The organism is Maribacter sp. BPC-D8 (assembly GCF_035207705.1).
In the GTDB taxonomy this organism is placed as follows: Bacteria; Bacteroidota; Bacteroidia; order Flavobacteriales; family Flavobacteriaceae; genus Maribacter.
On sequence record NZ_CP128187.1, the window covers coordinates 2,506,581 to 2,530,572 of the forward strand.

The following is a 23,992-nucleotide window of genomic DNA, read 5'->3' on the forward strand; positions in this document are numbered from 1 at the left end:
TTATCCTATAGTAACATATATAAATGCCAGATAAATACTTATAAGTATTATGCCATCCCTCCACCCCAATCTCAATCCTTTAGGTATAAAAACTAATGGAAGAATAAGAAAAGAGATACCTAACATCCAGAAGATATCATTTGTTAAAAGCCCCTGATCCATAACGGTAATTGGGGTGATTATAGAAGTGATACCCAAAACAGCGAGTAGATTAAAAATGTTTGACCCAATTAGATTCCCTAATGAGATTGCTTTTTCTTTCTTTATCACCGCAATTATAGACGCTGCCAGTTCAGGAATACTAGTACCGACAGAAACTATCGTTATAGCTATTACACGCTCACTTACACCAAATACAGTTGCCATACCCACTGCACCAGTAATTAACAGCTCAGAACCTCCCCAAAGAGCACCACCACCTAAACCTAAAAACAAAGCGGTCTTATAAGTAGGCATCATAACATCTGGCTCATCTTCTTCATCTATTACCGCAGGCTTTTGAAAACGTAGCAGATATACCAAGAATAGAAAAAGAAAGACTACCATTATTATACCTTCATATTGCACAAGTACTCCGTCAAAATATATAAAGAAGAAAAATAATAAAGAAGCAAGCATCATTACAGGCCAATCAGTAGTATAGAAACTCTTACTTACATCTATAGGGCTCAACAAAATAGTAATAGCAAGCACCAAACCTAGGTTAGCGATGTTAGACCCTACTACGTTACCAAGTGCCAAATCTGGAAATCCGTCCAGAGCTGCATTTATACTTACAATAAGCTCTGGTGCTGATGTTGCGAATGACACCACTGTCATACCTATTACTATTTTCGGAATCTTAAGCTTTAACGATAAATCAACCGCAGCTTTCAACAACCAGTTTCCACCTGCTATTAATAATACGAGTCCGCCAACGATGAATAAGAAATCTTGCATGAAAAGAATTTTGGCAAATATAAATAGAAGATATTTCTTGGCACATGACAAATGATATCATCTGAAAACTAAAAACATTCCTTTTTTTTACCTCAACCAGATTCATCTAAAAAATTGGTCATTTTTTTTATTTAGGAATGAAACAGATCATTTTCATCAATTTTACAGAATTTCAAGTCTACGATTTCTAAAAAGCAGTAAAAAACCCTCTACAATTCTTCTCGAATATAACTAAATATAAAAAAATGATTACAATTTAAAACACAAACGTAGCAGTGTAGTTATAAACAATAACACAATACATATTTCAACTTACACATGCGTATTCAAATTCATTATTTTAACAAATTTCACTTGTAGAAATACTACTACAATGATATCTTTCAAAAACAATCAAACATATTTATCAACCACTAAAACTTTACTATATGATTGCTCTAATAAAACTTCTTGTAATGCTAATTTTAAGTATAATAGTAACTCTGGTGTACCATTAAATACCTTTCAACTGCTAAAGCATAGAAACCTAGCGATTTGATCAATCGTTATGTTATTTATGTATTTTTGTTAAAATTATAAATTGAAAAAGAAATTCTACAAACTTATTGCAAAGCTTAACAAAGCTCTTCTACCTTCTTATAGCAAACAACGGTTAGATTTATCTAAGGCAAGTAAGGTGCAAATGGCTCTTATCGGTTGGCGCTATTTGATTACCACAAAAGCACTAGATTAATATTTAATTAAAGATTTTACAGGGTAAGAATTTATTTTAGTACCACCTTCTAGAAAAGTTAATTCAATAAGAAAATTACACTGTACAATTTCTCCACCTAATTTTTCAATTAGCTTACAAGTTGCATTAGCTGTACCACCAGTCGCTAAAACATCATCATGTATTAAAACCCTATCACCTTTCTCTATTGCATCAATATGAATCTCTAAGGTATCGGTACCATATTCTAATTCGTAAGTTTCCCTAAGGGTCGCAGATGGCAACTTACCTGGTTTACGAACGGGCACGAAACCGGCATTAAGCTTATCGGCTAGCAAGGGTCCGAATATGAATCCTCTACTTTCCATACCAACCACTTTATCTATTTTTTGACCATCTAGCAGCTCATAAAGTGCATTTGTCGTTTCTTTAAGGGCTTTAGGGTTTTGAAGTAACAAAGTTATGTCCTTAAAAACCACTCCTTCCTTAGGAAAATCGGGCACATCTCGAATTAAACTTTTAAAATCCATTTAATATTGTGTTCTTTATTTTGTGGTAAATGTAAAAAGAAATATATTTGCACCCCGTTAAGGGAAAAATTAAAACGGCCTCGTGGCGCAACTGAATAGCGCACTTGATTACGGCTCAAGAGGTTACTGGTTTGAATCCAGTCGAGGTCACAAAAAAACCCCATATTTTATGGGGTTTTTTTATACTCAATAATGACGTTTAGCATTATATTTTTTCACTTCTAAGTATTAATTCTAAAAAGTAATAATCTCCGTATACAATTGGCTCATCCATTTCATCCTTTTTAGGCCAATTTCCTGTACTATGATCCAAGATAAAAGGAGCTTCTATTTCTGAGGATAATATATATTCTTCGCTTTTCAATATATTCAACACTTTATCTGCATAATCAAGATAGCTAGTATCATTGGTGTATGAAGATAATTCTACCAATGCAGACGCGGTTATTGTAGCTGCAGAAACATCTTTAACTACATTAGGTATTTTAGGATCATTAAAATCCCAATAAGGGATTCCGTCTTCAGGTAGGTTATCATGGTTTAAATAGAACGCAGCCGATTTTTCTGCTTGTTCTAAATACAATACATTCTTTGTATATCTATAACACATTGTAAATCCGTAAATACCCCATGCCTGCCCCCTAGCCCAAGCAGAATTATCATTGAACCCCTGGTGCGTAACTTTATCTTTCACTTGCCCTGAGATAGTATCATACACAACAACATGAACACTACTGTTGTCTTCCCTAAAATGATTTTTTAAAGTTGTATTTGCATGCTGTACTGCAATTTTATGAAATGTACTATCGCCAGAAATCTTAGTAGCTTCAAACAAAAGCTCTAGATTCATCATATTATCAATAATAACAGGGAACTCCCAAATATCTTTATTAAAATCCCACGATCTTAAACTGCCTACTTTTTCATTATATCGGGTTGCTAGTGTAGTAGCACTTTCAAGAAGTACCTCTTTATACTTTTCAATACCGTTAACTTCATAACCTTCTCCATAACTACAGTACATTTTAAAACCCATATCATGCGTACCGCCGTTGGTTTTCTCTTTTTCCATAAAGGCGGTCCATGCTTTTGCTTTTGTTTTAAAAGCCTCATCGCCGGTTAGCTTATACAATTGCCAAAGATTACCAGGGTAGAATCCGCTTGTCCAATCACTAGAAGCAACTTTAAATACTTCTTTGGTTTTGGTATTATAACTTCTAGGAAATGCAACGGAATCTACTGGAAAATCTAATAGCTTATGATACCTGATTAGTAAAAGAGAATCGACAGAAACCACATTTGTACTTTCTTTTTTATTAGAATTCTCATTGCAGGAGATTAACAATACTAGTAACAAAAAAGACAAACTGTAAATTTTATTTATACGCATAAACATTCATTTAATTAAAAAGTAAAACACTTGTATATTCCTCACCGTCAAAAACTGTTAACACCATGTTAACATACAGTATTATAATGTCGATAGTAAGACTCAACTATAAAAAATTACATATTTTTAAATTATCAAATTTTCAATATTTTTAACAAAAATGCAGAATATTCATATAAGATATCGATTACATATTATATATTTCTCATTAAAATTAATTACTAGCTTCATTTAACTTCAAAAATACAATCAAACCATATTTAAATTTAAAACACAAAATGAACAAGATGCGAACAACAGCAAACACAATTGCTTTACTAATTCTTTTTATTTTTGCGAGCTGCAAAGAAAACCCAAAAGATAACACCCCATGGGTAGACCTTTTTGATGGCGAAACTTTGAATGGTTGGCAAAAGCTTGGCGGCGAAGCCACTTACGCAATAAAAGATGGTGCCATAGTTGGTACGACCACACATGGCACGCCGAACACCTTTTTATCTACAAAAAAATTATATGATGATTTTATTTTAGAATTGGATTACAAGGTTGATTCTACCATGAATTCAGGTATTCAAATTAGAAGTAATAGTATACCAAATTATCAAAATGGCAGAGTGCATGGCTATCAAGTGGAAATCGACCCCTCTGAAAGAGCATGGAGTGGGGGAATATATGATGAGGGCAGACGAGGATGGTTAAATCCTATGACAGATAACCCTGCTGCACAAAAAGCTTTTAAACAAAATGATTGGAATCATTACCGAATCGAAGCTATTGGCGATACTATAAAAACATGGGTTAATGATGTACCTGCAGCATACCTTATAGATGACAAAACCGCTAAGGGATTTATTAGTTTACAAGTTCATAGTATTTCTAAAGATCAAAAAGCAGGAACAGATATCATTTGGAAAAATGTAAAAATAGTTACCGATAGTGTGTCTAAATATTCGAGAACATCGTCACTAACCCCTATTATCACCAAAAATCAATTAACCATCGATGAAAAGAAAAATGGATGGAAATTACTTTGGGATGGAAAAACAACTAATGGATGGAAAGGTGCCAAATTAGAAGAGTTCCCTGATAAAGGATGGAAAATTGAAGACGGCATTTTAAGTGTGCTTTCATCGGGCGGAGCAGAATCTACTGCTGGTGGAGATATTGTAACCAAAGAACTTTATGGAGATTTTGAATTAAAAGTAGATTTCAAATTAACACCTGGTGCCAATAGTGGCATTAAGTATTATGTGGATACAAATATTAATAAAGGTGAAGGCTCTTCTATAGGTTTAGAATATCAAATTTTAGACGATAACCTTCACCCCGATGCAAAACTGGGTAACCATGAAGGCAGTAGAACCGTAAGCTCTTTATATGATTTAATACAGGCAGATGTTAATAAGCCAATTCAACCAATTGGAGAGTGGAACACTGCGCACATTATTTCTAAAAACAATCACGTTGAGCATTGGTTAAACGGCACAAAAGTTCTTGAATACGAAAGAAAGAGCGATGGGTACAGAAAGATAGTAGCTGAAAGTAAATACGCGAAATGGCCAAATTTCGGAGAGCTAGAAAAGGGTCAAATTTTACTTCAAGACCACGGCGATCTTGTATCCTTCAGAAATGTAAAAATTCGTTCCATCAACAACACTAAAGAATAACGACCATGAGTTCAAACAGAAGAAATTTTATTAAAAAAACTGCCCTTGGCGCCGTAGGTGCTACAATCGCTAGTACTAGCGCAAATGCAATGACGGCTAAAAGTTATTCTAAAATAATCGGTGCTAATGACAGAATTCATGTAGCCATTCAAGGTTTAGGAAGAAGATATCCGGCATATATACCAGCAATAGCGCATAAGAAAAATAATGTAGAGCTAACATATCTATGCGATGTAATGAAAAGTCAACGCGATAAGGCTTTAATTGAAGTAAGTGATAAATTAAGTAACAAGCCAAAATTAGAGAACGACATACGTAAAATTCTAGATGATAAAGAGGTAGATGCCATTTTTATGGCTACCCCAGATCATTGGCATGCACCGGGTGCATGTATGGCAATGCAAGCTGGCAAGCATGTATATTTAGAGAAACCATGTAGCCATAATCCGCGTGAGGGCGAATTGGTAGTTGCCTATCAAAAGAAATTCAACAAGGTGGTTCAAATGGGTAATCAACAACGCTCAGCATTAGAATCACAAGAGATTATTAAAGAAATTCACAATGGTATTATTGGCGATGTGTATAAAGCAACTGCATTTTACATAAGTGGAAGAGGTCGTGTGCCTCACCAAACAAAAACCAACCCACCAGAAGGTCTAGATTGGGACCTTTTTCAAGGTCCTGCTCCACGAAGAGCGTATACTGATAACACTTGGGATTATAACTGGCATTGGTACGGATGGGATTATGGTACCGCAGAAATGGGTAATAATGCAACTCATGAGCTTGATATAGCCCGTTGGGCATTGGGCGTTACCTACCCTGAACATGTATCGGTAGATGCAGGAAAATATCATTACAAAGACGATGGCTGGGAAATGTATGATACCATGGAGGCTACTTTTAAATTTGCCGGATATAAAACCATAAAATGGGATGGAAATAGTAGATCTGGTTATCATAAATATGGAAATAAATATGGTAGAGGAACTATAGTTTCGGGATCTGAGGGTACAGCTTACATAGATCGTGGTGGATATAAATTATTTGATCAAAAAGGAGGCTTAATCAAAGTAAACTTATCATCTGGCGAAGAAGCTGGCACTGCACTTGGCGGCGGTGGTGATATGTCTACGTTGCATACCGTTAACTTTTTTGATGCTATAAGAGGAAAAGCTGCATTAACTTCTCCAATTGACGAGGGTGCTATTAGCCAAATGTTAACCCATTATGCTAATATTGCATCTAGAATAGAAGACTCTTTTGAAATTGATGAAACTACGGGTCGCATCTTTAATAGAGAAGCGATGAAGTTATGGTCAAGATCATATGAACCAGGATGGGAAATTAAAGATATTTAATTCCACAACACATCTTAGAAAAATATAAATTAATGGAACAAACATGGCGTTGGTACGGTCCAAATGACCCAGTATCGTTAGCAGATATAAAACAAGCAGGTGCAACAGGTGTTGTAAGTGCATTACACAGCATACCTAATGGTGTAGTGTGGCCTATAAACGATATTATGGAGCGCAAAAATATTATAGAAACAGCAGGCTTAACTTGGTCTGTCGTAGAAAGCGTACCTATTCACGAGCAAATTAAAACACAGAAAGGCGATTATAAAACGTACTACGAAAATTATAAGCAGACACTAAGCAACTTAGGTAAATGTGGTATAGATACTGTCTGCTATAACTTTATGCCTGTGCTAGATTGGACCAGAACAAATTTAGATTATGAAGTTGAAGATGGCTCTACAGCACTTCGTTTTGAAGCTGCTGCTTTCGCAGCGTTTGAGTTATTCCTTTTAAAAAGACCTGGTGCCGAAGAAACATATTCAGCATCTCAAAAATCTACCGCTAAAACATACTACGATAATCTTTCTGAAGAAGGTAAAAAGAAGTTAATAAACAATATTATAGCTGGATTACCAGGTGCTGAAGAAGGCTATTCGTTAGAAGAGTTTAATGCTATTTTAGCTACTTATGATACAATTGGTTCTAAAGAATTAAAAGCACATTTATTTGAGTTTTTATCCGAAATCATACCTGTAGCTGAAAAGGCTGGTATACGTATGTGTATACACCCAGATGACCCACCGTTCCCGATTTTAGGTTTACCACGTGTGGTAAGTACAGAACAAGATATTGTTGATTTGTATAATGCTGTTGACAGCCCTAACAACGGATTAACTTTTTGCACTGGATCATTCGGAGTAAGACCGGATAATGATTTACCCGGAATGATAGAACGTTTAGGTGACCGTATTCATTTTATTCACCTACGTAGCACACAACGTGATGCCGATGGCAATTTTCATGAGGCAAATCATTTAGAAGGTAATGTAGATATGTTTTCTGTTATGAAAGCATTAATCGCTGAGCAAGAAAAAAGAAAATTAGCTGGCAGAAAAGATACAAGAATGCCATTACGCCCAGACCACGGACATAAAATGTTAGATGACCTGAGAAAGAAAACAAACCCTGGCTACTCGGGTATTGGTAGACTTAGAGGTTTAGCTGAATTGAGAGGACTAGAAATGGGAATTAGAAAAAGTATGTAATTAATTATCGAGTGCTTGAAGTTCTTTTTCTGTGAATTCCATTCCTGTTGAAGACTTCACACTCCTTAGTTCTTGTATTCGTTTTGTATTTAATCTTTTCGGTTCATCTGAAAAAGCATTCGTCACATATGATATAATATTGGCAATGTCGGTATCGCTTATAGTTTCATTTCTAATAAGACCCGGCATTGCCAAGTTTATATTGTATTCTCCACCATTAACATGAACCGGACCTTCTAGACCATGTAAAATAATCAATGCCAAACGTTCCGTATTTTTGACATGCTCTGAGCTCATAAGCGGTGGTGCAAGACCTTCTATTCCTTTTCCGTTTGCACCGTGGCATGAAGCACAGATTTGAAAGAACATTTTAGCTCCGCTAGTACGTGTATCTTCATGGGTAACTTTTCTCGTATAAATAGCATTCATTTTACCTGCTTTTTTATCTGAAATAGTTCTTGCCAGCTTGTTTACAAAAGGGGTATGCTTTAGACTATCCATTACAATTGCATTGGCATAAGTATCAGAATCAACGGTACTTAACCCAGCAATTACAGCTTCTATAATGGTAATATTGTTTTCTCTTCTATTTAAAATTTCCATCATAAAAGGTAAAAATCGTTCTTCATCAATCTTAATATAACTACCTACCAAATTACCTAGGTAAAGATCTAAACCAATAGTATCACGCTCCAAAACAGTTTTGAAAATCGATGCTGTTTTTTCTACATTTTCTTCAGATACAAATCCTTTTAAAAGCACAAGAGCATGAGAAGCAACATTATCATTGCTATTAATAATTACATTGGTCAAAAAATCAAATGACAATTCATTCCAACCTTCCAACACATACAAAGCATGAATTTGACTCCATTGATTATCTGTATGGAGTGCAACTTCTTTTACCTCTTCAATCGTATTCTTAAATCCTTTGAAAACTAAAAAGTGTTGGGCACGATCACGAATCCACCCATTATAATTTTTTAATAATGACGCCAATTCACTTCCGTTTAAAACATCAAAATCTGGCATAACCTCAACTTTTGCATCTTCATGAGACACTTTTAAAATCCTTCCAAAATTTACGATTGTATCTAATTCCTTCGCTTTTGCCTTACCTCTAAGGTACGGACTCATATAAGCATGATGACCGATCATACCTCTATGCATGTCTACCACATACATACTACCTTCTGGACCATTTTTTAAGCTTACAGGTCTAAAACCTTCGTCTGTAGAGGTTATAAACTCTTTATCTTGCCAAGCTTGTTTAGCGATGGTAGAATCTCCTGTAAAAGATATGAGCGCACGTTTAATTAAATTTCCTTCAGGTATGCAGATAAATACATTTTCATCGTAAGATTGGGTAAACTTGCCACCACGATATACTAAGGGACTACAGGCAGCGGTCGCATTGACCAAAATACTATCTGCATTCAAAACTCCCTTTGCATATCCTCTATTTACTGACCCAGCAAATGCTGGGTAGACCCTTTGATCAGTAGTCAATAATTTATCTACACTAGATTTAGGTGTAAAATATTTATTATCGATTAAGATATTCGGCAGTACATAATCTCCCAATAAAATTCTAGAATTATCATTGTAATATAGCCTGCCAAAATTATCATGAGTAATTCCCCATTGACCTCTAAACGTTGTAGCTTCCTTTTTCCAAACTCCCGCTACTCTTCTATATCTAAAATTCGATTTGGCATTGTAAATCCAATTATCAATATTTAATTCTAATCCGTTAGGTTGATGTTCGGGGTTACCTTCTACCGCATAAACAGAATCTACCATAATTTTGTTTACCGGTTTATCGTCTTTAATATCTACAAACCATAAATACGGAGGTTCAGCATATAGCAAACCGCCATAGACATGAGCCAATGCTCTTGGCATTATCAAGCTATCTAGAAAAATTTTTGAATGATCTGCGATACCGTCATTATCCAAATCTTCAAGAATGACGATACTGCCAGAAGGATCTTCTTCACCTGAGCCTTGTAGGTCATCCATATAACCAGGCATCTGAGCCACCCAAATTCTACCTTTTGAATCAAAATCGATGGCAACGGGGGCTTTTAAAAGCGGTTCAGCAGCAATTAGCTCTAAATTAAAACCGTCCTCAATGCTATATCCATCTAATAAAACTATGGTTTTATTAGATGTTTTTTCGCAAGAGCATAAAACGCAACTAACAATTAATACTATAAAAAGCCTGGTATATAAAAGCAACGTAGAGTTTTTAATAGGTGTAATTTGAATAAACAGGAATATCAATTATACTCCAGAAAATGAAGTGAATCCGCCATCGACATCAAATATGCTTCCTGTAACAAAACTTGATGCATCACTTAAAAGATAATGAACCATACCATTAAGTTCAGAAGCATCGCCAAAACGACCCATTGGGGTATTTTTAATAATACTATTTCCTCTCTCTGTAAAAGATCCATCTTCATTGGTCAATAAACGTCTATTTTGGTTACCAATAAAAAAACCAGGCGCTACTGCATTGACCCTAATTTTATCTCCATGTTTAGAAGCTAGTTCGTTAGCCATCCATTTCGTAAAAATATCAACAGCACTTTTAGCCATTGAGTACCCAAGTACCCTAGATATGGTTTGTTTAGCAGCCATAGAAGAAATATTCACAATAGAGCCATAACCTTGTTCTACCATTAACTCACTTAAAATAACTGTAGGTATTACGGTACCGAATAAATTTATATCGACAACTTTTCTAGTATCGTCCATAGCAATATCTCTAACCGTCTGATCTGGTTGTACAGTAGCACCAGGTATATTACCACCTGCTAAATTTACTAGTCCGTCTAAATGATTAAACTCCTTTTTTATGGTGTTCCTTAAATTGGTCAGTTCGGCTTCATCCATAACATCTACTTTGAAAATAAATGTGCTATTAGGAACTAAAGTATTTAACTCATTTTGTTTATCCTTCAATTTATCTTCAGACCTACCCAGAAGTAGCACAGTCGCACCATTCTCTACTAAATATTTGGCAATTGAACCACCTAGGGTACCTGTCCCGCCAGAGAGGGCATAATTTTTATTATTCAGAGAAAGTAACTCGTTCATTTTTATATTTTTTTAAACAATTTCAATAAGATTTAAATCTCTAAAAAAGAGCTGAAATCTAACAGTATATTTTGTTAGGGCAAGTTAAGAGATTTCTAAAAAACGACCCCTACTGTTTATCTATTATAACAAATACTTGAGTGTTTATTACTAAAGGGCCGCCTTGATGAGAATATCAAATTTTTAGTATTTTTTTAATCAAAATGAAAATTGTAAAAAACAGTCCCCTAAATTTTCAATTTTATCGATAAACTCGCATTATCTCACTGAACAACTACATTTAAATCAATTTAATTAATAGAATCATAAAACTTTAGGTCCAAGCTCAATTATCACAAATTGATTAAGAGATTTCTAATTCTCCCAAGTAACTTTGCTAAGACAATTTTGGACAATGAAGAAGGCAATTTTATTTATGATAATTAGTACGTTTTCATTCAGTATAATGAACTCGTTCGTAAAATATCTAGATCATTTTCCCACCTTTGAAATCGTATTTTTCAGAACCATTGGTTCACTGATTCTAGCTACTACTTATATTTTAATAAAGGGCATACCCATACTAGGCTATAATCGTAAATTCATGATATTTAGGGCACTTGCCGGCATAGTAGCTATGAGTTTATTCTTTATGTCTCTAAAGTATCTACCTGTCGGCACGGCAGTCTCATTGCGATACCTTGCCCCTATCTACGCCGCTATTTTTGCTGTTTTTTTACTTAAAGAAAGATTAAAACCTATTCAATGGTTTTTATTTTTGTTTGCCTTTGCTGGCGTTTTAGTCTTAAAAGGATTCGACAACAATATTAATACCACTGGTTTACTTCTAGTTTTGGCAGCTTCTGTTTTCAGCGGATTGGTATATGTGCTAATTCGAAAAATTGGGAATAGCGATCACCCTTTAGTAATCGTTAATTACTTTATGTTTACTGGTACCGTCATTGGCGGAATTCTAAGTATTAATAATTGGGTAAACCCGGTAGGTGTAGATTGGTTACTATTACTAAGCTTAGGTATATTCGGTTTTTTCGGTCAAGTATTTATGACCAAGGCGTTTCAAATTGCTAAAACCAACTTGGTCGCACCTTTAAAATACATTGAGGTGATTTTCACCATATTGGTAGGTGTTTTCTGGTTTGGAGATATTTACTCGATTTGGAGTCTTTTAGGTATTGTTATGATTTTAGCAGCACTAATAGCAAATGTTATTGTTGGAAAGAGATAACGTTAATAAAAATTAGGCATAAAAAAAGCTGCCAATTACAATGAATTGACAGCCTATAGTTATGGTCAGAAATTTCAATTACTTACGGGCAGTCTCTTGCTCTGCCAAGCTATTATTTACATCTTTCAATGAATTAACAATAACCGTATTAACCTCACCCTCAATTTCATCAGAATAATTAAAGTAATAGATAGCTGTAAATAGTAATGCAAATGCAATAAGAAAGTTTGCAATCATCTTTGAATCTAAAAAGTTCTCGTTATTATCCATCGCCTCTAGGTTTTAATATTCCATGAATATAGAACTAATGTAATTAATTAACAAATTTTTAAGAAATCGAAATTAGAGATAAAGTGCTTTCTATAAATGATTTAGATAAAAATATACTGTACTAATTTCAATTATTAACTTATAATTAACTGATTCACATATATTTAACATCGTATTGAGCTAAATTTTATTGCTATCAGGATAAGCCATACTACATGTTAATTATACCTTTGATGTAAGAAATAATTATAATAACATATAAAATCTAGAACAAATGAAAATTTTAAAATCAATAACATTCGCAACCTTATTATTCTTAGCTGTTGGAGTAAACGCTCAAAGCACTAAAGACAAGAAAATCATTAAAGATTCAGAAAATGCGAAAGAAAAATTAATGACTATGGAAGTTGGTTTAGACCAGTTCTTTACTAACTCTGCCGGGTATGTAATATTCCCAAATGTCGGTAAAGGCGGATTCATTATAGGCGGAGCATCAGGTAATGGTGTTGTATACGAAAACGGAACTATGGTAGGTATGGCTGATTTAAAAAAATTAAGTGTAGGTCTACAAGCAGGCGGACAAGCGATTACGGAAGTAATATTTTTTGAAACAGCAGATGATTTAGCTGAGTTTAAAGATGGAGATTTTGAATTTTCTGCAGAAGCTTCAGCCGTGGCTTTAAAATCTGGAATTGCAGTAAATGCTAAATATAGAGATGGTGTTGCCGTTTTCGCTTTACCAAAAGCAGGATTAATGGCAGATGCATCGGTTGGTGGTCAAAAATTTGATTACAAGCCAATGATGAAATAATTCATCTTATTTTTTGATATAAAAAAAGCCACCCATTGGGTGGCTTTTTTAGTTTTCACTTATCCATTAGCTGTAAACCCAGGATAGCAGGTCATACCACCATCTACAAAAATAGTGGTTCCGTTGATGTATTCAGATTCATCTGATGCTAACCAACTAGCCACACTACCTATATCGTCTGGTACTCCTATTTGCTTATATGGTATTAATTTCAACATGCCATCTCTACCTTCTTGAGTGCTCCAAACATCTTTATTGATATCCGTTTTTATAGCACCTGGTGCGATGGAGTTACATCGAATTCTATCTGGACCATATTCTTGACAAATGGTTTGCATTAACATGACCAATCCGCCTTTTGAAGCAGCATAGTTTGCATGACCTGCCCACGGAATAACTTCATGCACAGAACTCATGTGAATAATTTTACCCAGAGATTTTGATACTTCTGGTCGCATTCCTCTTCTTTTAAATTCTATAATCGCTTCTTTAGCACAAAGAAACTGACCCGTAAGGTTTACATCAATTACTCTTTGCCAATCTTTCAATGGCATTTCATGAAGTGGGTGATCCAACTGTAAACCTGCGTTTGCCACACAAACATCTACAGTACCAAATTCAGATACTGTTTTCTTGAACATACTTTTAACCTCATCTTCTTTACTAACATCGCATTTAACTACAATGGCACTACCAGCATCAGAATTTTTACTGATCCAGTGTGCAACTTCTTCAGCCTCTTCTTTGCTACTATGGTAATTAACGACAATATTGGCGCCTTCCATCGCCATTGCTTTTGCAACAGCTTCACCGATACCATCGCTAGAACCGGTTACTATACAGGTTTGCCCTACTAATCTTTTATTTGGTTTTTGCATGATGTTTCATTTTAGATGAATAAAAATATTCTATAATCATGATTTTGATTATCTCAATAACCAAAATTACTAGCACGACATATCCATGTAAAAATTACAACTTACAAAAGGAAATTATGGCAGGAATAGAAAATTTTCTCCATTTAGGTATTTCATAATACTTATTAAAATAATCGTAGTACTATAAACTACAGCAATTATCTAATTTCAACTGCGCTACCTATTTTATAGAGAATTTAAAAGTTGTTTTAGTGATATACTTTTTACCTGGTTTTAGAGTAGTACTTGGAAATTGCGGTTGATTTGGAGAATCAGGATAATGCTGTGTTTCAAAGCAGAATCCGCTTCTTTTTGTATAAGTACCACCACCAGGCATAGGTAAAGTTCCGTCTAAAAAATTACCGGTATATAACTGCATACCAGGTTGATCGGTCAACACTTCCATTAAGCGCCCAGACCCAGCGTGATATGCTTTTGCAACAGAACGATATCCTTTTTCTTGACTATTAAGCACCCAACAATGATCGTAACCTCCGCCTATTTTTATCTGTTCATTATCTGCATTAATTTCACTACCTAACAACTTAGCCTTTCTAAAATCGAAAGGGGTGTCTTCGACAAAAGCCATGTCACCCATTGGTATTAGTGTTACGTCAACAGGCACAAATTTATCTGCATCAATCGCTACTTCATGATCTAAAATTAATTCAGAGAAATCTCCTGATAAATTAAAATAAGAATGTTGCGTTAAATTGACAATCGTAGTTTTATCCGTAGTCGCTTCATACAAAATATCAAAGCTATTGTCTTTATTCAAGGTATAGGTAACTGTAGTATTTAAATTCCCCGGAAAACCCTCTTCCATATCTTTACTTAGGTAGCTTAATTTTAAAGAGACAAGCGAATCTGATTCTTTTACTTCTTCTACTTTCCAAACAACCTTATCAAACCCCATTAATCCGCCATGTAAAGAATTTTCCCCGTTATTCTTTGCCAAAGTATAATCTACACCTTCTAAACTAAATTTTCCTTTTGCAATTCTATTTCCATAACGACCAACAAGAGCTCCGAAAAAAGGGTTCTCTTTTTCATATTGCTGAAGGCTGTCAAAACCAAGAGTTACATTTTTCATATTACCTTCAGAATCGGGAGTAATAATTTCTGTAATTATACCTCCGTAAGTAATAATAGTCACATCAATACCGTCTTTATTTCGCAGTTTAAACTGTGTAACTTTTTCATTATTAGTGGTTATACCATAACTACTTTTCTCGATTTGCATGACACTTTCTTTTTTCGCGACTAAGTTATTCTTCCCATTCTCTTTACAAGACAAATACGCTATCAAAATAATTAAACTTACTATTGAAAGTATGGTATGTTTTACTAATCTCATACTATTTTGGCTTGGTGAATTTTAAATATATCGATAAACTTTATTTTGACCTAACTACATTTAATTCTTCATAATAGATTATAAAAAGTTTGTTTGAAAAAATTATAAATTAATTAAACTTCATTATAAAATATTTGAAATAAGTTAAATTAGTGTTATGGACAGTATTACTTAAAATTTGATGCGCTCTGTATTTTACACTTATTGACGTAATATTGCAGCAGCATTTCGTTTAGATTAAATTCCGCAATTCACATCAAAAAATTCATTAACATATTTAATAATAGGTAACTATAGCAAAAAAGTGCGCAAACCTTTTCGTATTTAAAACAGTTTTATTTCATTCAATCTTATTAATTTAGGCACGGAAAAATTAAAAAATGGTTTTGAATAATTATCGCAAAGAAGACAAAGTCTTACTTGCTGTAGATTGCATTATATTCGGATTTTATCAAGAAGAATTAAAAATTTTACTCGTTCAAAGAGATTTTGAACCCGCAAAGGGAGAATGGTCTCTTATAGGTGGTTTTCTTAAAAAAGAGGAAGATTTAGATATAGCAGCTACAAGAATTCTTAATCATTTAACGGGCTTGAACAATATTTACATGGAGCAGGTTCATTCGTATTCTAAATTAGACCGTGATCCCGAAGAAAGAACCATATCGGTATCATACTTTGCGCTGATTGATATCGCCCATCATTGCAAAGATATTTTAAAGGAAAACCCTATAAAATGGTTTGATCTTAAAGATTGTCCTGAATTAATTTTTGACCATAATGATATGGTTAAAGATGCTCTCAAATTACTTCAAAATAAAATTAGTAGTAAACCCATCGGATTCGAACTTTTACCAGAAAAGTTTACCATGCGTCAACTTCAAAAAATGTACGAGGCCATTTTAGATACTGAATTTGACAAAAGAAATTTTATCAACAAATTTAATTCTTTCGATCTTTTAAAGAAAACAAAGGAAAAAGATATGAGCTCATCTAAAAAAGGAGCTTTTCTATTTAAGGTAGATGAAGATAAATATCAAAAGAAAGTTGAAGAAGGTTATTGCTTTAAAATTTAATAAACCTCTAATATTTAAGCCATTTACAGATACCTTATAATTCAATAATCGTAAATTTGCCTACAATTATCTATGAGCAAAAAAGCCACTATTTACGATATTGCAAAAGAGCTGAATATTACTGCAGCTACTGTCTCTAGGGCTTTAAACAACAATCCTAAAATTAGCGAGAAAACCCGTGATCTTGTACTTGCCGCTGCAACGAAATTAAATTACAAACAAAATAGGCTTGCGGTAGCACTTAAAAGTGGAAAGAGTAATAATGTAGGCGTGGTCGTACCATTTATCAATAAAAACTTTTTTGCCTCTGTTATTCGTGGTATTGAAGAAGAGCTCTACCCTAAAGGATTTCATGTTATTATCTCTCAAACTCATGAGGAAAATGATCGTGAAAAGAAAATTATACAGAATTTAATAAATGCTCAAGTAGATGGGATTCTAGTCTCCACCTCATTTACAAATGAGAATAAAAATCAATTACATCAGGTTTTAAAAAAAACGTCACCCTTTATTTTTTTTGATCGTGTTTTACATTTTGATGATATAAGTACGGTAACTATAGACGATTATCAAGGAGGCTTTGATGCAACCGAGCATTTAATCACCCAAGGCTGTAAAAGGATAGCCCATTTCAATGTTGACCAAAATATTGAACTATATAACAGTAGATTTAAAGGCTATAAAGATGCGCTATCAAAACATGGTTTAGCCTATAATAGCGATTACGTAATTACACTAAAAAATGATATGGAAGCAGGTAAAGATGCTGCTAAAAAACTCATGAACTTACCAGTACCACCCGATGCTATTTTTTCTTCTACGGATAATGGATTGTTGGGAGCTGTAAAATATCTACAAAGTATAGCTGTAAAAATACCTGAAGATTTTTGTGTAGTAGGGTTTAGTAACGAACCCTTTACTCAATTTTTAGAACCTTCTATTAGCTCTGTAGATCAGTCACCCGTAGAAATGGGAAAAATGGCAGCAAAAGTATTCTTGGAACAGATTGAAAATGACCAAAATGTATCAATTAGCAAAAACGTTGTTTTACCTGCCAAACTGATTATTAGAAAATCGTCAAGCAAGCTTAAATAGATTCATAACTACAACTTCATCTATATACCTACAATCTCAAATCGACCTTTAACTAAAATAGCGCGTTTCTATAAATCAAATAAGCTTGGCAACCATAAGCTTAATTGCGGAATATAAGTAACTAAGAAAAGCGCAACAATCATTGCTATAAATAACGGCAGCAAGGGTTTAAATACCTTCTCTATAGTAGTTTTAGCCACACCTACCCCAACAAACAATACCGAGCCTACAGGTGGTGTACACAAGCCTATACAAAGATTCAATACCATGATGATTCCGAAATGTACAGGGTCTAGTCCTAATTTGGTCACTACTGGTAAGAATATCGGAGTAAAGATTAACACTGCAGGCGTCATATCCATAAAAATACCCACGAACAATAATAGCACGTTGATAATCAAAAGAATAACAATCTTATTATCACTTAAACTTAAAAGTCCGGAGCTGATATCTTGCGGAATATTTTCATAAGACAATGCCCAAGACATACACATAGATGACCCAATCAGCAACATAACTATTGCTGTAGTTGCTGAAGAATCTAATAATATTTTAGGCAATTTCGGCAAGGTAATCTCCTTGTAAATAAAGCCAAGAATTAAGCTATATAATACTGCAATAGCAGATGCCTCTGTCGCAGTAAAGATTCCGGTAACAATACCTCCAATTACCACAACCAGCATAAATAGACTAGGTAAGGCATCAATAAATGTTTTACCTACCTCTTTCAAACTACTGCGTTTACCTACTTTATATTTCTTCTTTTTTGCCCAAAAAGATGCGACAATCATAAGAAATAATCCTGTCATTATTCCAGGGATGTATCCTGCCAAGAATAACGCTGCAATAGATGCTCCACCACTTGCTAAAGAGTAGACAATCAATACATTACTCGGAGGAATTATTAATCCTGTAGTTGCCGAAGTTATATTTACTGCAGCACCAAATTCTTTAGAATAGCCTTCTTTTTCCATCTCAGGACCTAAGATGCTTCCCATGGCTGATGCAGACGCCATTGCCGAACCCGCAATCGCTCCCATTAACATGGCTGCTATGACGTTTATCAAAGCCAATCCGCCAGGAAAAGAACCAACTAAAGTCTTTGCAAAAGCGATAAGTCTATGGGCTATACCTCCTTTATTCATAAGTTCTCCCGATAACACAAAAAACGGAATTGCCAACAACGCAAAACTATCTAAACCGGTCGCCATACGCTGCGATACTGTAGTGAATGCCGGCATTGCCGGTATACTCACCAACATGGTCAATAATGACGAAATTGCAATACTCCAAGCTACAGGTGTACCTATAGATAACAAACAGATAAAGCTTAGTACTAAAACAATAATCGGTAGATGCTCACTCATGAGTTGATATTTTTTAGGTCAGATATTTTGTAATACATAATCAACAAGCCGCTAATAGGGATTATGAGATAAACCACTGCTAGTGGTAGTTGCAGTGCCGGTGATTGTTGCCCCAAAACATAAGAGATATACACCAACCTTGATCCACCGATTACAAAAGCAAAAAAGACAAATAGAATAATAAAAGTGGTTACAATAACCTTTAATTTTTTCTGTGTTTTCTTACTCTGTCGTAATGGTAAAATATCAATAGCCACATGAAGATTTTGCCCAGAGACGTATGCAGCGCCAAGAACGCCGATCCATATCATAAGGTAACGAGCTAATTCATCTGTAAATGAACTTGGATTACCCGTTACATATCTTGTAAATACTTGCCAAAGTACATTTATGACCATAACCGACATGATCAATACCAAGGTCTTGCCTAAAACGGAATCTATTTTTTTTCGCATAGTAATTAGTTGGTTTCTTGAATTTGTTTGATAAGCGAATACATTTCCTCATCCTCTTTATATCCATCAAAAATGCTTTGTACTTTTTCTGCAAAAAGAGTTTTATCTGGTCTTATGATTTTTACTCCTGCTTTTTGAACTTCTCGTAAAGCCTCCTCTTCTGCTTCTGCCCATAGAATACGCTGATACTTTACCGATTCTTTCACAGATTCATTCAGCCACTTCTTTTCTTGTTCATTCAGCTTATCATAAACATAAGTCCCGATTAATAAAACATCTGGTAGTACGGTATGTTCATCTAATGAATAGTATTTGCAAACCTCATAATGTCTAGACAAGTAAAAACTTGGCGGATTATTCTCTGCCCCATCAACAACACCTTGCTGTAAAGAGGTATACAATTCTCCCCATGAAATAGGTGTAGGAGAACCACCTAACGCTTTCACCATATTTACGGCAGTTGCACTTTCCATCACCCTAATCTTTTCACCGATTAAATCATCTGGTTTTTCAATAGGTTTATTCATGGTGTAAAAACTACGGCTACCTGCATCATAATACCCTAAGCCTTTTAGCCAATATTTCTCACCTTCGTTTAATAGCATTTCACCAATTGGTCCGTCAAGCACATCAAAAGAATGTTGACGGTCTCTAAAAAGAAATGGCAAACCAAGTACTTTCATTTTAGGCGCAAAATTTTCTAATACACCAACAGACACCTTAGTCATATCTAAACTACCTATTTGTAATAGCTCTAGACATTCTCTCTCGGTACCCAATTGTTGACTTGGGTAAATTTCAAGTTTCAATTTACCACCAGAACGCTCCAACAAATCTTCACCCATTTTCACCATAGCCTTGTGTACAGAGTGGCTTACATCTAGACCGTGACCCAAACGCAATGTCTTTACATCGGTCTGTATTTCACAACCTAAAAAGGTTACGACCAAAATAAAGAGTGATAGTATTTTTATACTTTTCATAGTATTGGATTAAACGGCTAATGAATTCCGTAATTCTTAAATGAACAACTTCTCTCCTAGGAAACGAGGGATTAAAATTTGAAATACTCCTTTGCATTATTATAACAGATATCTTGAATTATTTTACCAACTAGTTCAAAATCTTGTGGTAGTTCTCCACGTTGCATTTCTTGACCAAAGAGGTTACACACAATTCGTCTAAAATACTCATGTCTAGGGTATGAAAGAAAAGATCTTGAATCTGTCAGCATACCTATAAAGCAACTAATTAACCCCATATTAGACAACGCATTTAGCTGCCTTGTCATACCATCTTTTTGATCCATAAACCACCAACCAGAACCAAACTGCATTTTACCTTTTACCTTACCATCGTTATAATTACCAATCATGGTTGCTAACACTTCATTGTCTGCTGGGTTAAGGTTATACAATATTGTTTTTGTAAGCTTGTCTTTAGAATCTAAAGCATTTAAAAAACTGGAAAGGGTTCTTGCTTGAGAATAATCTCCGATAGAATCCCAACCGGTATCCGGACCTAAAATACGGGTCATTCTTGCATTATTATTTCGCAATGCGCCAAGGTGAAATTGCTGTATCCATCCTCGAGAATGGTATTGCTCGCATAAAAATAATAAGATTGCAGTTTGAAATTTTTCGTCTTCCTCTAAAGACAGTTGCTTTTTCTCTTTTCTTTTTTGGAAAATATTTTCAATTTCAGCATCTGTAAATGCTCTAAACGGAACATAGCTTAGACCGTGATCCGATAATGTACATCCATTTTCAGCAAAATAATCTAGTCGTACGGAAAGCGCATCGCACAATGACTTATAAGAATCGATATTTACATTGCTAACAACAGAAAGTTTTTCTAAATACTCAAGGTATGTATCATTAGAAATTACAATAGCCTTATCTGGTCTAAAGGCGGTACTTACCTTTGTATTGAAATTACTATTCTTTAATTTAACGTGGTGATCTAAACTATCAATAGGATCTTCGGTCGTACAAATAACCTCTACATTCATCATCTTAATTAAACTATGACAGCTATATTCTGAAGTTTGAAGTTTTGCTGTTGCCTCATCATATATGTCACTAGCGGTTTCGGCATTTAATAATAAATCAATGTCAAAATAGCGTTGAAGTTCTAAATGCGTCCAATGATATAACGGATTTCTTAATGTATAGGGTACCGCTTTACCCCATTCAAGAAATTTCTCTTTATCTGGAGCGTTACCGGTAATGTATTTTTCATCAATACCAAAAGTTCGCATCGCACGCCATTTATAATGATCGCCATCATTCCAAATCTTGGTTAGATTTTCGAACTGTCGATTATTTGCAATTTCATCTGGTGGTAAATGACAATGGTAGTCTATAATTGGCATTTGCGAAGCATAATCATGATAGAGCCTTTGCGCAAATTTATTTTCTAATAGAAAATCATTAGTTATAAAGGTTTTGTTTTTTATCATATCATTATTCTTCTATTGCAGTTTTCACTTGATACTACTTATGATTACTTTAAAATATCAATAACATTTTACCTTGAAGACCATTGATTGTATTTCTGAAAAAGAAATTCAAATCAACACAAAAAGTAAACTTACATTCTAAAACTGAGCTTTTTTACATAAAGAGCGCGCTAGAAATAACTTTAAAAGTCACCTTCAATTTAATGCAATCGATTACACAAATATATCTAAATTTAAATATTCAGCAAGTAATTACACTTGAAATTACGTTTATAAACATTTTGAATGCTGGAAAATAAATATTTCATAATCAAGGATAGAAATACACTGAATTAAACATAATTTTTCTCATACTTTATCAAAAAAGCTTGAAAAAACAACAATCGGACAACAAAAATTAAGATGTAAATTGAAAAAAAGTGGTCAAAACACCCCTATTTCGTTAAATTGTTCATAAATACTATTATCTAATAGCCTCATAACTATATACAATTGACAAAGAATTGCGTAATTTGAATATTATGTTAACTTTGAAAAAAAAGAAGCAAATGGAGTTACTTGAAAAAGCTCAGGAATTTATAGGTCGAAAAATGAGTAATATGTCTACTAGTGACCGAGTAGAGGCGTCGAGAGAGGCAAAAGCACTTATTTTAAGCATTAATGAAATTTATAAGGAAACTAAAGATTCTAACTTAATGGATGTAATGAAAGAAGTTACAGTCAAAAAGAAGAAAATCGAAAAACGATTGAACGGAGTACCTTTAGTATAAGCTTAGTAGATTTAAAGACTTATTGAAATTTCTTTTAAGAGTTTAATTGAAATAAAAAAATCCCTTGAACCAAGTTCAAGGGATTTTTTTATTTCAATACTATTTTACTCTTCTATAAATTATGAAGCCTGATTTAAACAATTTCTGCACTAAGTCCGGCTTGTAGTAATTTAGAACATTGTGGTTTCAATTCTTCATACTCACCAGTCTTAACTGTACACTTACCTTTGTAATGCACTATTAAAGAACATTGTTCAGCCTGTTCTGGTGAATGCTCACAAACAGACATTAATGTATTTATAACATGGTCGAATGTATTGACCTCATCATTAAAAAGAACGATTTCATTTTGCTGAACTGTTTCTTCTTCTAAAAGTAATTCTTCGGAAACTTCTTCTCTTGTGCTCATCATATTCCAATTAATACCTTCTAATTTACATATTTTGCGGCAACCCAATTATTACGTTCAAGGTTTTTTTCAAACTTTAACGCTAACTCCGTACACTTTTGCGTAATCATATCTAAGTCTTCAGTATAAAAACCACTTAATAACAAAGTACCACCTGCATTTAAAGATTTCGCATAGCTCGGTATATCTGCCAACAAAATGTTTCTATTGATATTTGCGATGATCAAATCATACTTCTTACCTTCAAGCAATGCCACATCACCTTCATATACAGAAATGAAGTCCATGTTATTTCGTTCAACATTCTCTTTAGCATTCAAATAACACCAATTATCAATGTCGATGGCATCTATAGTAGTAGCACCACGCATACCCGCTAGAATAGCTAAAACCCCTGTACCACTGCCCATATCTAAAACAGTTTTGCCTTTTAAATCTAGCTGTAAAATATGTTGTAGCATCATATGAGTTGTTTCATGATGACCTGTACCGAAACTCATTTTTGGTTCAATAACAATGTCATAATCCACATCAATAGCCTCATGAAAAGGGGCTCTAATCATACAAATATCATCAACGATAATAGGTTGAAAATTTTGTTCCCAAGTAGCGTTCCAGTTCTCTTGCTCTATTTCTTTATAGTCGTAAGTAAATTTATAACGAGGATTCTCTAAAATAGGAAGATCCTCTAACATACCTTCAGACCAATCAGTTTTTTGAATGTATGCCAACACATCATCATCTTCTTCAACAAAACTTTCAAAACCGACTTCACCCAATTCTGCAATGAGAAGATCTGAAGCCGGACCTTTAGGTTTTACCGTAAAACGGTATTCAATATATACTGTATCGCTCATTTTAAAATACTTC

General features: G+C 34.2%; 23 protein-coding genes and 1 tRNA gene. 10 read left to right on the plus strand and 14 right to left on the minus strand.

Annotation, left to right across the window (positions count from 1 at the left end; all coding sequences use genetic code 11):
- Positions 1-939: a calcium/sodium antiporter gene (locus QSV08_RS11070; RefSeq protein WP_324023319.1), complete on the minus strand. Its 939-nt coding sequence runs from the start codon at positions 937-939 to the stop codon at positions 1-3.
- Between the two features lie 580 nt (positions 940-1,519).
- Between QSV08_RS11070 and QSV08_RS11075 the strand changes: the two genes are divergently transcribed.
- On the plus strand, positions 1,520-1,672 hold the full coding sequence (locus QSV08_RS11075; RefSeq protein ID WP_324023321.1) for an SsrA-binding protein: 153 nt from the start codon (positions 1,520-1,522) through the stop codon (positions 1,670-1,672).
- Here QSV08_RS11075 and QSV08_RS11080 read toward each other — a convergent pair.
- Entirely contained in the window at positions 1,669-2,181 is a 513-nt protein-coding gene (locus QSV08_RS11080) for an adenine phosphoribosyltransferase (protein ID WP_324023323.1), read from the minus strand. The genes QSV08_RS11075 and QSV08_RS11080 overlap by 4 nt on opposite strands.
- Before the next feature lie 76 nt (positions 2,182-2,257).
- Here QSV08_RS11080 and QSV08_RS11085 point away from each other — a divergent pair.
- Positions 2,258-2,331: transfer RNA gene (locus QSV08_RS11085), tRNA-Arg, on the plus strand.
- 55 nt (positions 2,332-2,386) lie between these two features.
- Here QSV08_RS11085 and QSV08_RS11090 read toward each other — a convergent pair.
- On the minus strand, positions 2,387-3,571 hold the full coding sequence (locus QSV08_RS11090; RefSeq protein WP_324023325.1) for a glycoside hydrolase family 88 protein: 1,185 nt from the start codon (positions 3,569-3,571) through the stop codon (positions 2,387-2,389).
- A 287-nt stretch (positions 3,572-3,858) separates the two neighbouring features.
- On the opposite strand from QSV08_RS11090, the gene QSV08_RS11095 reads away from it, so the two are divergent.
- Genes QSV08_RS11095 through uxuA form a run of 3 tightly spaced genes read left to right on the plus strand, consistent with a single transcriptional unit; the run spans position 3,859 to position 7,807 of the window.
- The gene (locus QSV08_RS11095) at positions 3,859-5,238 is read left to right on the plus strand and encodes a 3-keto-disaccharide hydrolase (protein WP_324023326.1); all 1,380 of its coding nucleotides are present in this window, start codon (positions 3,859-3,861) and stop codon (positions 5,236-5,238) included.
- Between the two features lie 5 nt (positions 5,239-5,243).
- Entirely contained in the window at positions 5,244-6,599 is a 1,356-nt protein-coding gene (locus QSV08_RS11100) for a Gfo/Idh/MocA family protein (protein WP_324023328.1), read from the plus strand.
- Positions 6,600-6,631: 32 nt separating this feature from the next.
- On the plus strand, positions 6,632-7,807 hold the full coding sequence (gene uxuA, locus QSV08_RS11105) for a mannonate dehydratase (RefSeq protein WP_324023330.1): 1,176 nt from the start codon (positions 6,632-6,634) through the stop codon (positions 7,805-7,807).
- Here the strand turns inward: uxuA and QSV08_RS11110 are convergent, their stop codons facing one another.
- Both QSV08_RS11110 and QSV08_RS11115 read right to left on the minus strand, forming a co-directional pair.
- Entirely contained in the window at positions 7,808-10,048 is a 2,241-nt protein-coding gene (locus QSV08_RS11110) for a DUF7133 domain-containing protein (RefSeq protein WP_324023332.1), read from the minus strand.
- 45 nt (positions 10,049-10,093) lie between these two features.
- Positions 10,094-10,912, minus strand: coding sequence for an SDR family oxidoreductase (locus QSV08_RS11115; RefSeq protein WP_324023334.1), 819 nt, complete (start codon positions 10,910-10,912; stop codon positions 10,094-10,096).
- Positions 10,913-11,306: 394 nt separating this feature from the next.
- Between QSV08_RS11115 and QSV08_RS11120 the strand changes: the two genes are divergently transcribed.
- Positions 11,307-12,137: a DMT family transporter gene (locus QSV08_RS11120; RefSeq protein ID WP_324023336.1), complete on the plus strand. Its 831-nt coding sequence runs from the start codon at positions 11,307-11,309 to the stop codon at positions 12,135-12,137.
- Positions 12,138-12,215: 78 nt separating this feature from the next.
- Here the strand turns inward: QSV08_RS11120 and QSV08_RS11125 are convergent, their stop codons facing one another.
- Positions 12,216-12,407, minus strand: a complete 192-nt coding sequence (locus QSV08_RS11125; protein ID WP_324023338.1) for a hypothetical protein — start codon at positions 12,405-12,407, stop codon at positions 12,216-12,218.
- Positions 12,408-12,681: 274 nt separating this feature from the next.
- Between QSV08_RS11125 and QSV08_RS11130 the strand changes: the two genes are divergently transcribed.
- Positions 12,682-13,218, plus strand: coding sequence for a lipid-binding SYLF domain-containing protein (locus QSV08_RS11130; protein WP_324023340.1), 537 nt, complete (start codon positions 12,682-12,684; stop codon positions 13,216-13,218).
- Between the two features lie 59 nt (positions 13,219-13,277).
- Here the strand turns inward: QSV08_RS11130 and QSV08_RS11135 are convergent, their stop codons facing one another.
- Positions 13,278-14,096, minus strand: a complete 819-nt coding sequence (locus tag QSV08_RS11135) for an SDR family oxidoreductase (protein ID WP_324023342.1) — start codon at positions 14,094-14,096, stop codon at positions 13,278-13,280.
- A gap of 220 nt (positions 14,097-14,316) precedes the next feature.
- On the minus strand, positions 14,317-15,492 hold the full coding sequence (locus QSV08_RS11140) for an aldose epimerase family protein (protein WP_324023344.1): 1,176 nt from the start codon (positions 15,490-15,492) through the stop codon (positions 14,317-14,319).
- Positions 15,493-15,872: 380 nt separating this feature from the next.
- Here QSV08_RS11140 and QSV08_RS11145 point away from each other — a divergent pair, with 380 nt between their 5' ends.
- Both QSV08_RS11145 and QSV08_RS11150 read left to right on the plus strand, forming a co-directional pair.
- Positions 15,873-16,565 (plus strand): NUDIX hydrolase, encoded by a 693-nt coding sequence (locus tag QSV08_RS11145; RefSeq protein ID WP_324023345.1) that lies wholly within the window; start codon positions 15,873-15,875, stop codon positions 16,563-16,565.
- Positions 16,566-16,637: 72 nt separating this feature from the next.
- Positions 16,638-17,660 carry a LacI family DNA-binding transcriptional regulator gene (locus tag QSV08_RS11150; RefSeq protein ID WP_324023347.1) on the plus strand — a complete coding sequence of 341 codons (1,023 nt, stop codon included), beginning with the start codon at positions 16,638-16,640 and terminating at the stop codon, positions 17,658-17,660.
- Positions 17,661-17,728: 68 nt separating this feature from the next.
- Here the strand turns inward: QSV08_RS11150 and QSV08_RS11155 are convergent, their stop codons facing one another.
- From QSV08_RS11155 to uxaC, 4 genes are all read right to left on the minus strand, one after another.
- On the minus strand, positions 17,729-19,027 hold the full coding sequence (locus tag QSV08_RS11155) for a TRAP transporter large permease (protein ID WP_324023348.1): 1,299 nt from the start codon (positions 19,025-19,027) through the stop codon (positions 17,729-17,731).
- Complete coding sequence (locus tag QSV08_RS11160; protein ID WP_324023350.1) at positions 19,024-19,482, minus strand: TRAP transporter small permease; 459 nt, start codon at positions 19,480-19,482, stop codon at positions 19,024-19,026. The genes QSV08_RS11155 and QSV08_RS11160 overlap by 4 nt, the downstream gene beginning before the upstream one ends.
- Positions 19,483-19,487: 5 nt before the next feature.
- The gene (locus QSV08_RS11165) at positions 19,488-20,465 is read right to left on the minus strand and encodes a TRAP transporter substrate-binding protein (RefSeq protein ID WP_324023352.1); all 978 of its coding nucleotides are present in this window, start codon (positions 20,463-20,465) and stop codon (positions 19,488-19,490) included.
- Between the two features lie 71 nt (positions 20,466-20,536).
- On the minus strand, positions 20,537-21,943 hold the full coding sequence (uxaC, locus tag QSV08_RS11170; RefSeq protein ID WP_324023353.1) for a glucuronate isomerase: 1,407 nt from the start codon (positions 21,941-21,943) through the stop codon (positions 20,537-20,539).
- A gap of 548 nt (positions 21,944-22,491) precedes the next feature.
- Between uxaC and QSV08_RS11175 the strand changes: the two genes are divergently transcribed.
- Positions 22,492-22,713 (plus strand): hypothetical protein, encoded by a 222-nt coding sequence (locus QSV08_RS11175; protein ID WP_036157855.1) that lies wholly within the window; start codon positions 22,492-22,494, stop codon positions 22,711-22,713.
- Between the two features lie 133 nt (positions 22,714-22,846).
- On the opposite strand, the gene QSV08_RS11180 is transcribed toward QSV08_RS11175, so the two are convergent.
- Both QSV08_RS11180 and prmA read right to left on the minus strand, forming a co-directional pair.
- Complete coding sequence (locus QSV08_RS11180; protein WP_303598247.1) at positions 22,847-23,122, minus strand: ATP-dependent Clp protease adaptor ClpS; 276 nt, start codon at positions 23,120-23,122, stop codon at positions 22,847-22,849.
- 20 nt (positions 23,123-23,142) lie between these two features.
- The gene (prmA, locus tag QSV08_RS11185) at positions 23,143-23,979 is read right to left on the minus strand and encodes a 50S ribosomal protein L11 methyltransferase (RefSeq protein WP_324023355.1); all 837 of its coding nucleotides are present in this window, start codon (positions 23,977-23,979) and stop codon (positions 23,143-23,145) included.
- Positions 23,980-23,992: the final 13 nt, after the last annotated feature.

Coding starts and splice junctions, on each gene's coding strand:
- QSV08_RS11070 (WP_324023319.1), bottom strand. CDS start 939: ATGCAAGATTTCTTATTCATCGTTGGCGGACTCGTATTATTAATAGCA.
- QSV08_RS11080 (WP_324023323.1), bottom strand. CDS start 2,181: ATGGATTTTAAAAGTTTAATTCGAGATGTGCCCGATTTTCCTAAGGAA.
- QSV08_RS11090 (WP_324023325.1), bottom strand. CDS start 3,571: ATGCGTATAAATAAAATTTACAGTTTGTCTTTTTTGTTACTAGTATTG.
- QSV08_RS11095 (WP_324023326.1), top strand. CDS start 3,859: ATGCGAACAACAGCAAACACAATTGCTTTACTAATTCTTTTTATTTTT.
- QSV08_RS11100 (WP_324023328.1), top strand. CDS start 5,244: ATGAGTTCAAACAGAAGAAATTTTATTAAAAAAACTGCCCTTGGCGCC.
- uxuA (WP_324023330.1), top strand. CDS start 6,632: ATGGAACAAACATGGCGTTGGTACGGTCCAAATGACCCAGTATCGTTA.
- QSV08_RS11115 (WP_324023334.1), bottom strand. CDS start 10,912: ATGAACGAGTTACTTTCTCTGAATAATAAAAATTATGCCCTCTCTGGC.
- QSV08_RS11120 (WP_324023336.1), top strand. CDS start 11,307: ATGAAGAAGGCAATTTTATTTATGATAATTAGTACGTTTTCATTCAGT.
- QSV08_RS11125 (WP_324023338.1), bottom strand. CDS start 12,407: ATGGATAATAACGAGAACTTTTTAGATTCAAAGATGATTGCAAACTTT.
- QSV08_RS11130 (WP_324023340.1), top strand. CDS start 12,682: ATGAAAATTTTAAAATCAATAACATTCGCAACCTTATTATTCTTAGCT.
- QSV08_RS11135 (WP_324023342.1), bottom strand. CDS start 14,096: ATGCAAAAACCAAATAAAAGATTAGTAGGGCAAACCTGTATAGTAACC.
- QSV08_RS11140 (WP_324023344.1), bottom strand. CDS start 15,492: ATGAGATTAGTAAAACATACCATACTTTCAATAGTAAGTTTAATTATT.
- QSV08_RS11145 (WP_324023345.1), top strand. CDS start 15,873: ATGGTTTTGAATAATTATCGCAAAGAAGACAAAGTCTTACTTGCTGTA.
- QSV08_RS11150 (WP_324023347.1), top strand. CDS start 16,638: ATGAGCAAAAAAGCCACTATTTACGATATTGCAAAAGAGCTGAATATT.
- QSV08_RS11155 (WP_324023348.1), bottom strand. CDS start 19,027: ATGAGTGAGCATCTACCGATTATTGTTTTAGTACTAAGCTTTATCTGT.
- QSV08_RS11160 (WP_324023350.1), bottom strand. CDS start 19,482: ATGCGAAAAAAAATAGATTCCGTTTTAGGCAAGACCTTGGTATTGATC.
- QSV08_RS11165 (WP_324023352.1), bottom strand. CDS start 20,465: ATGAAAAGTATAAAAATACTATCACTCTTTATTTTGGTCGTAACCTTT.
- uxaC (WP_324023353.1), bottom strand. CDS start 21,943: ATGATAAAAAACAAAACCTTTATAACTAATGATTTTCTATTAGAAAAT.
- QSV08_RS11175 (WP_036157855.1), top strand. CDS start 22,492: ATGGAGTTACTTGAAAAAGCTCAGGAATTTATAGGTCGAAAAATGAGT.
- QSV08_RS11180 (WP_303598247.1), bottom strand. CDS start 23,122: ATGAGCACAAGAGAAGAAGTTTCCGAAGAATTACTTTTAGAAGAAGAA.
- prmA (WP_324023355.1), bottom strand. CDS start 23,979: ATGAGCGATACAGTATATATTGAATACCGTTTTACGGTAAAACCTAAA.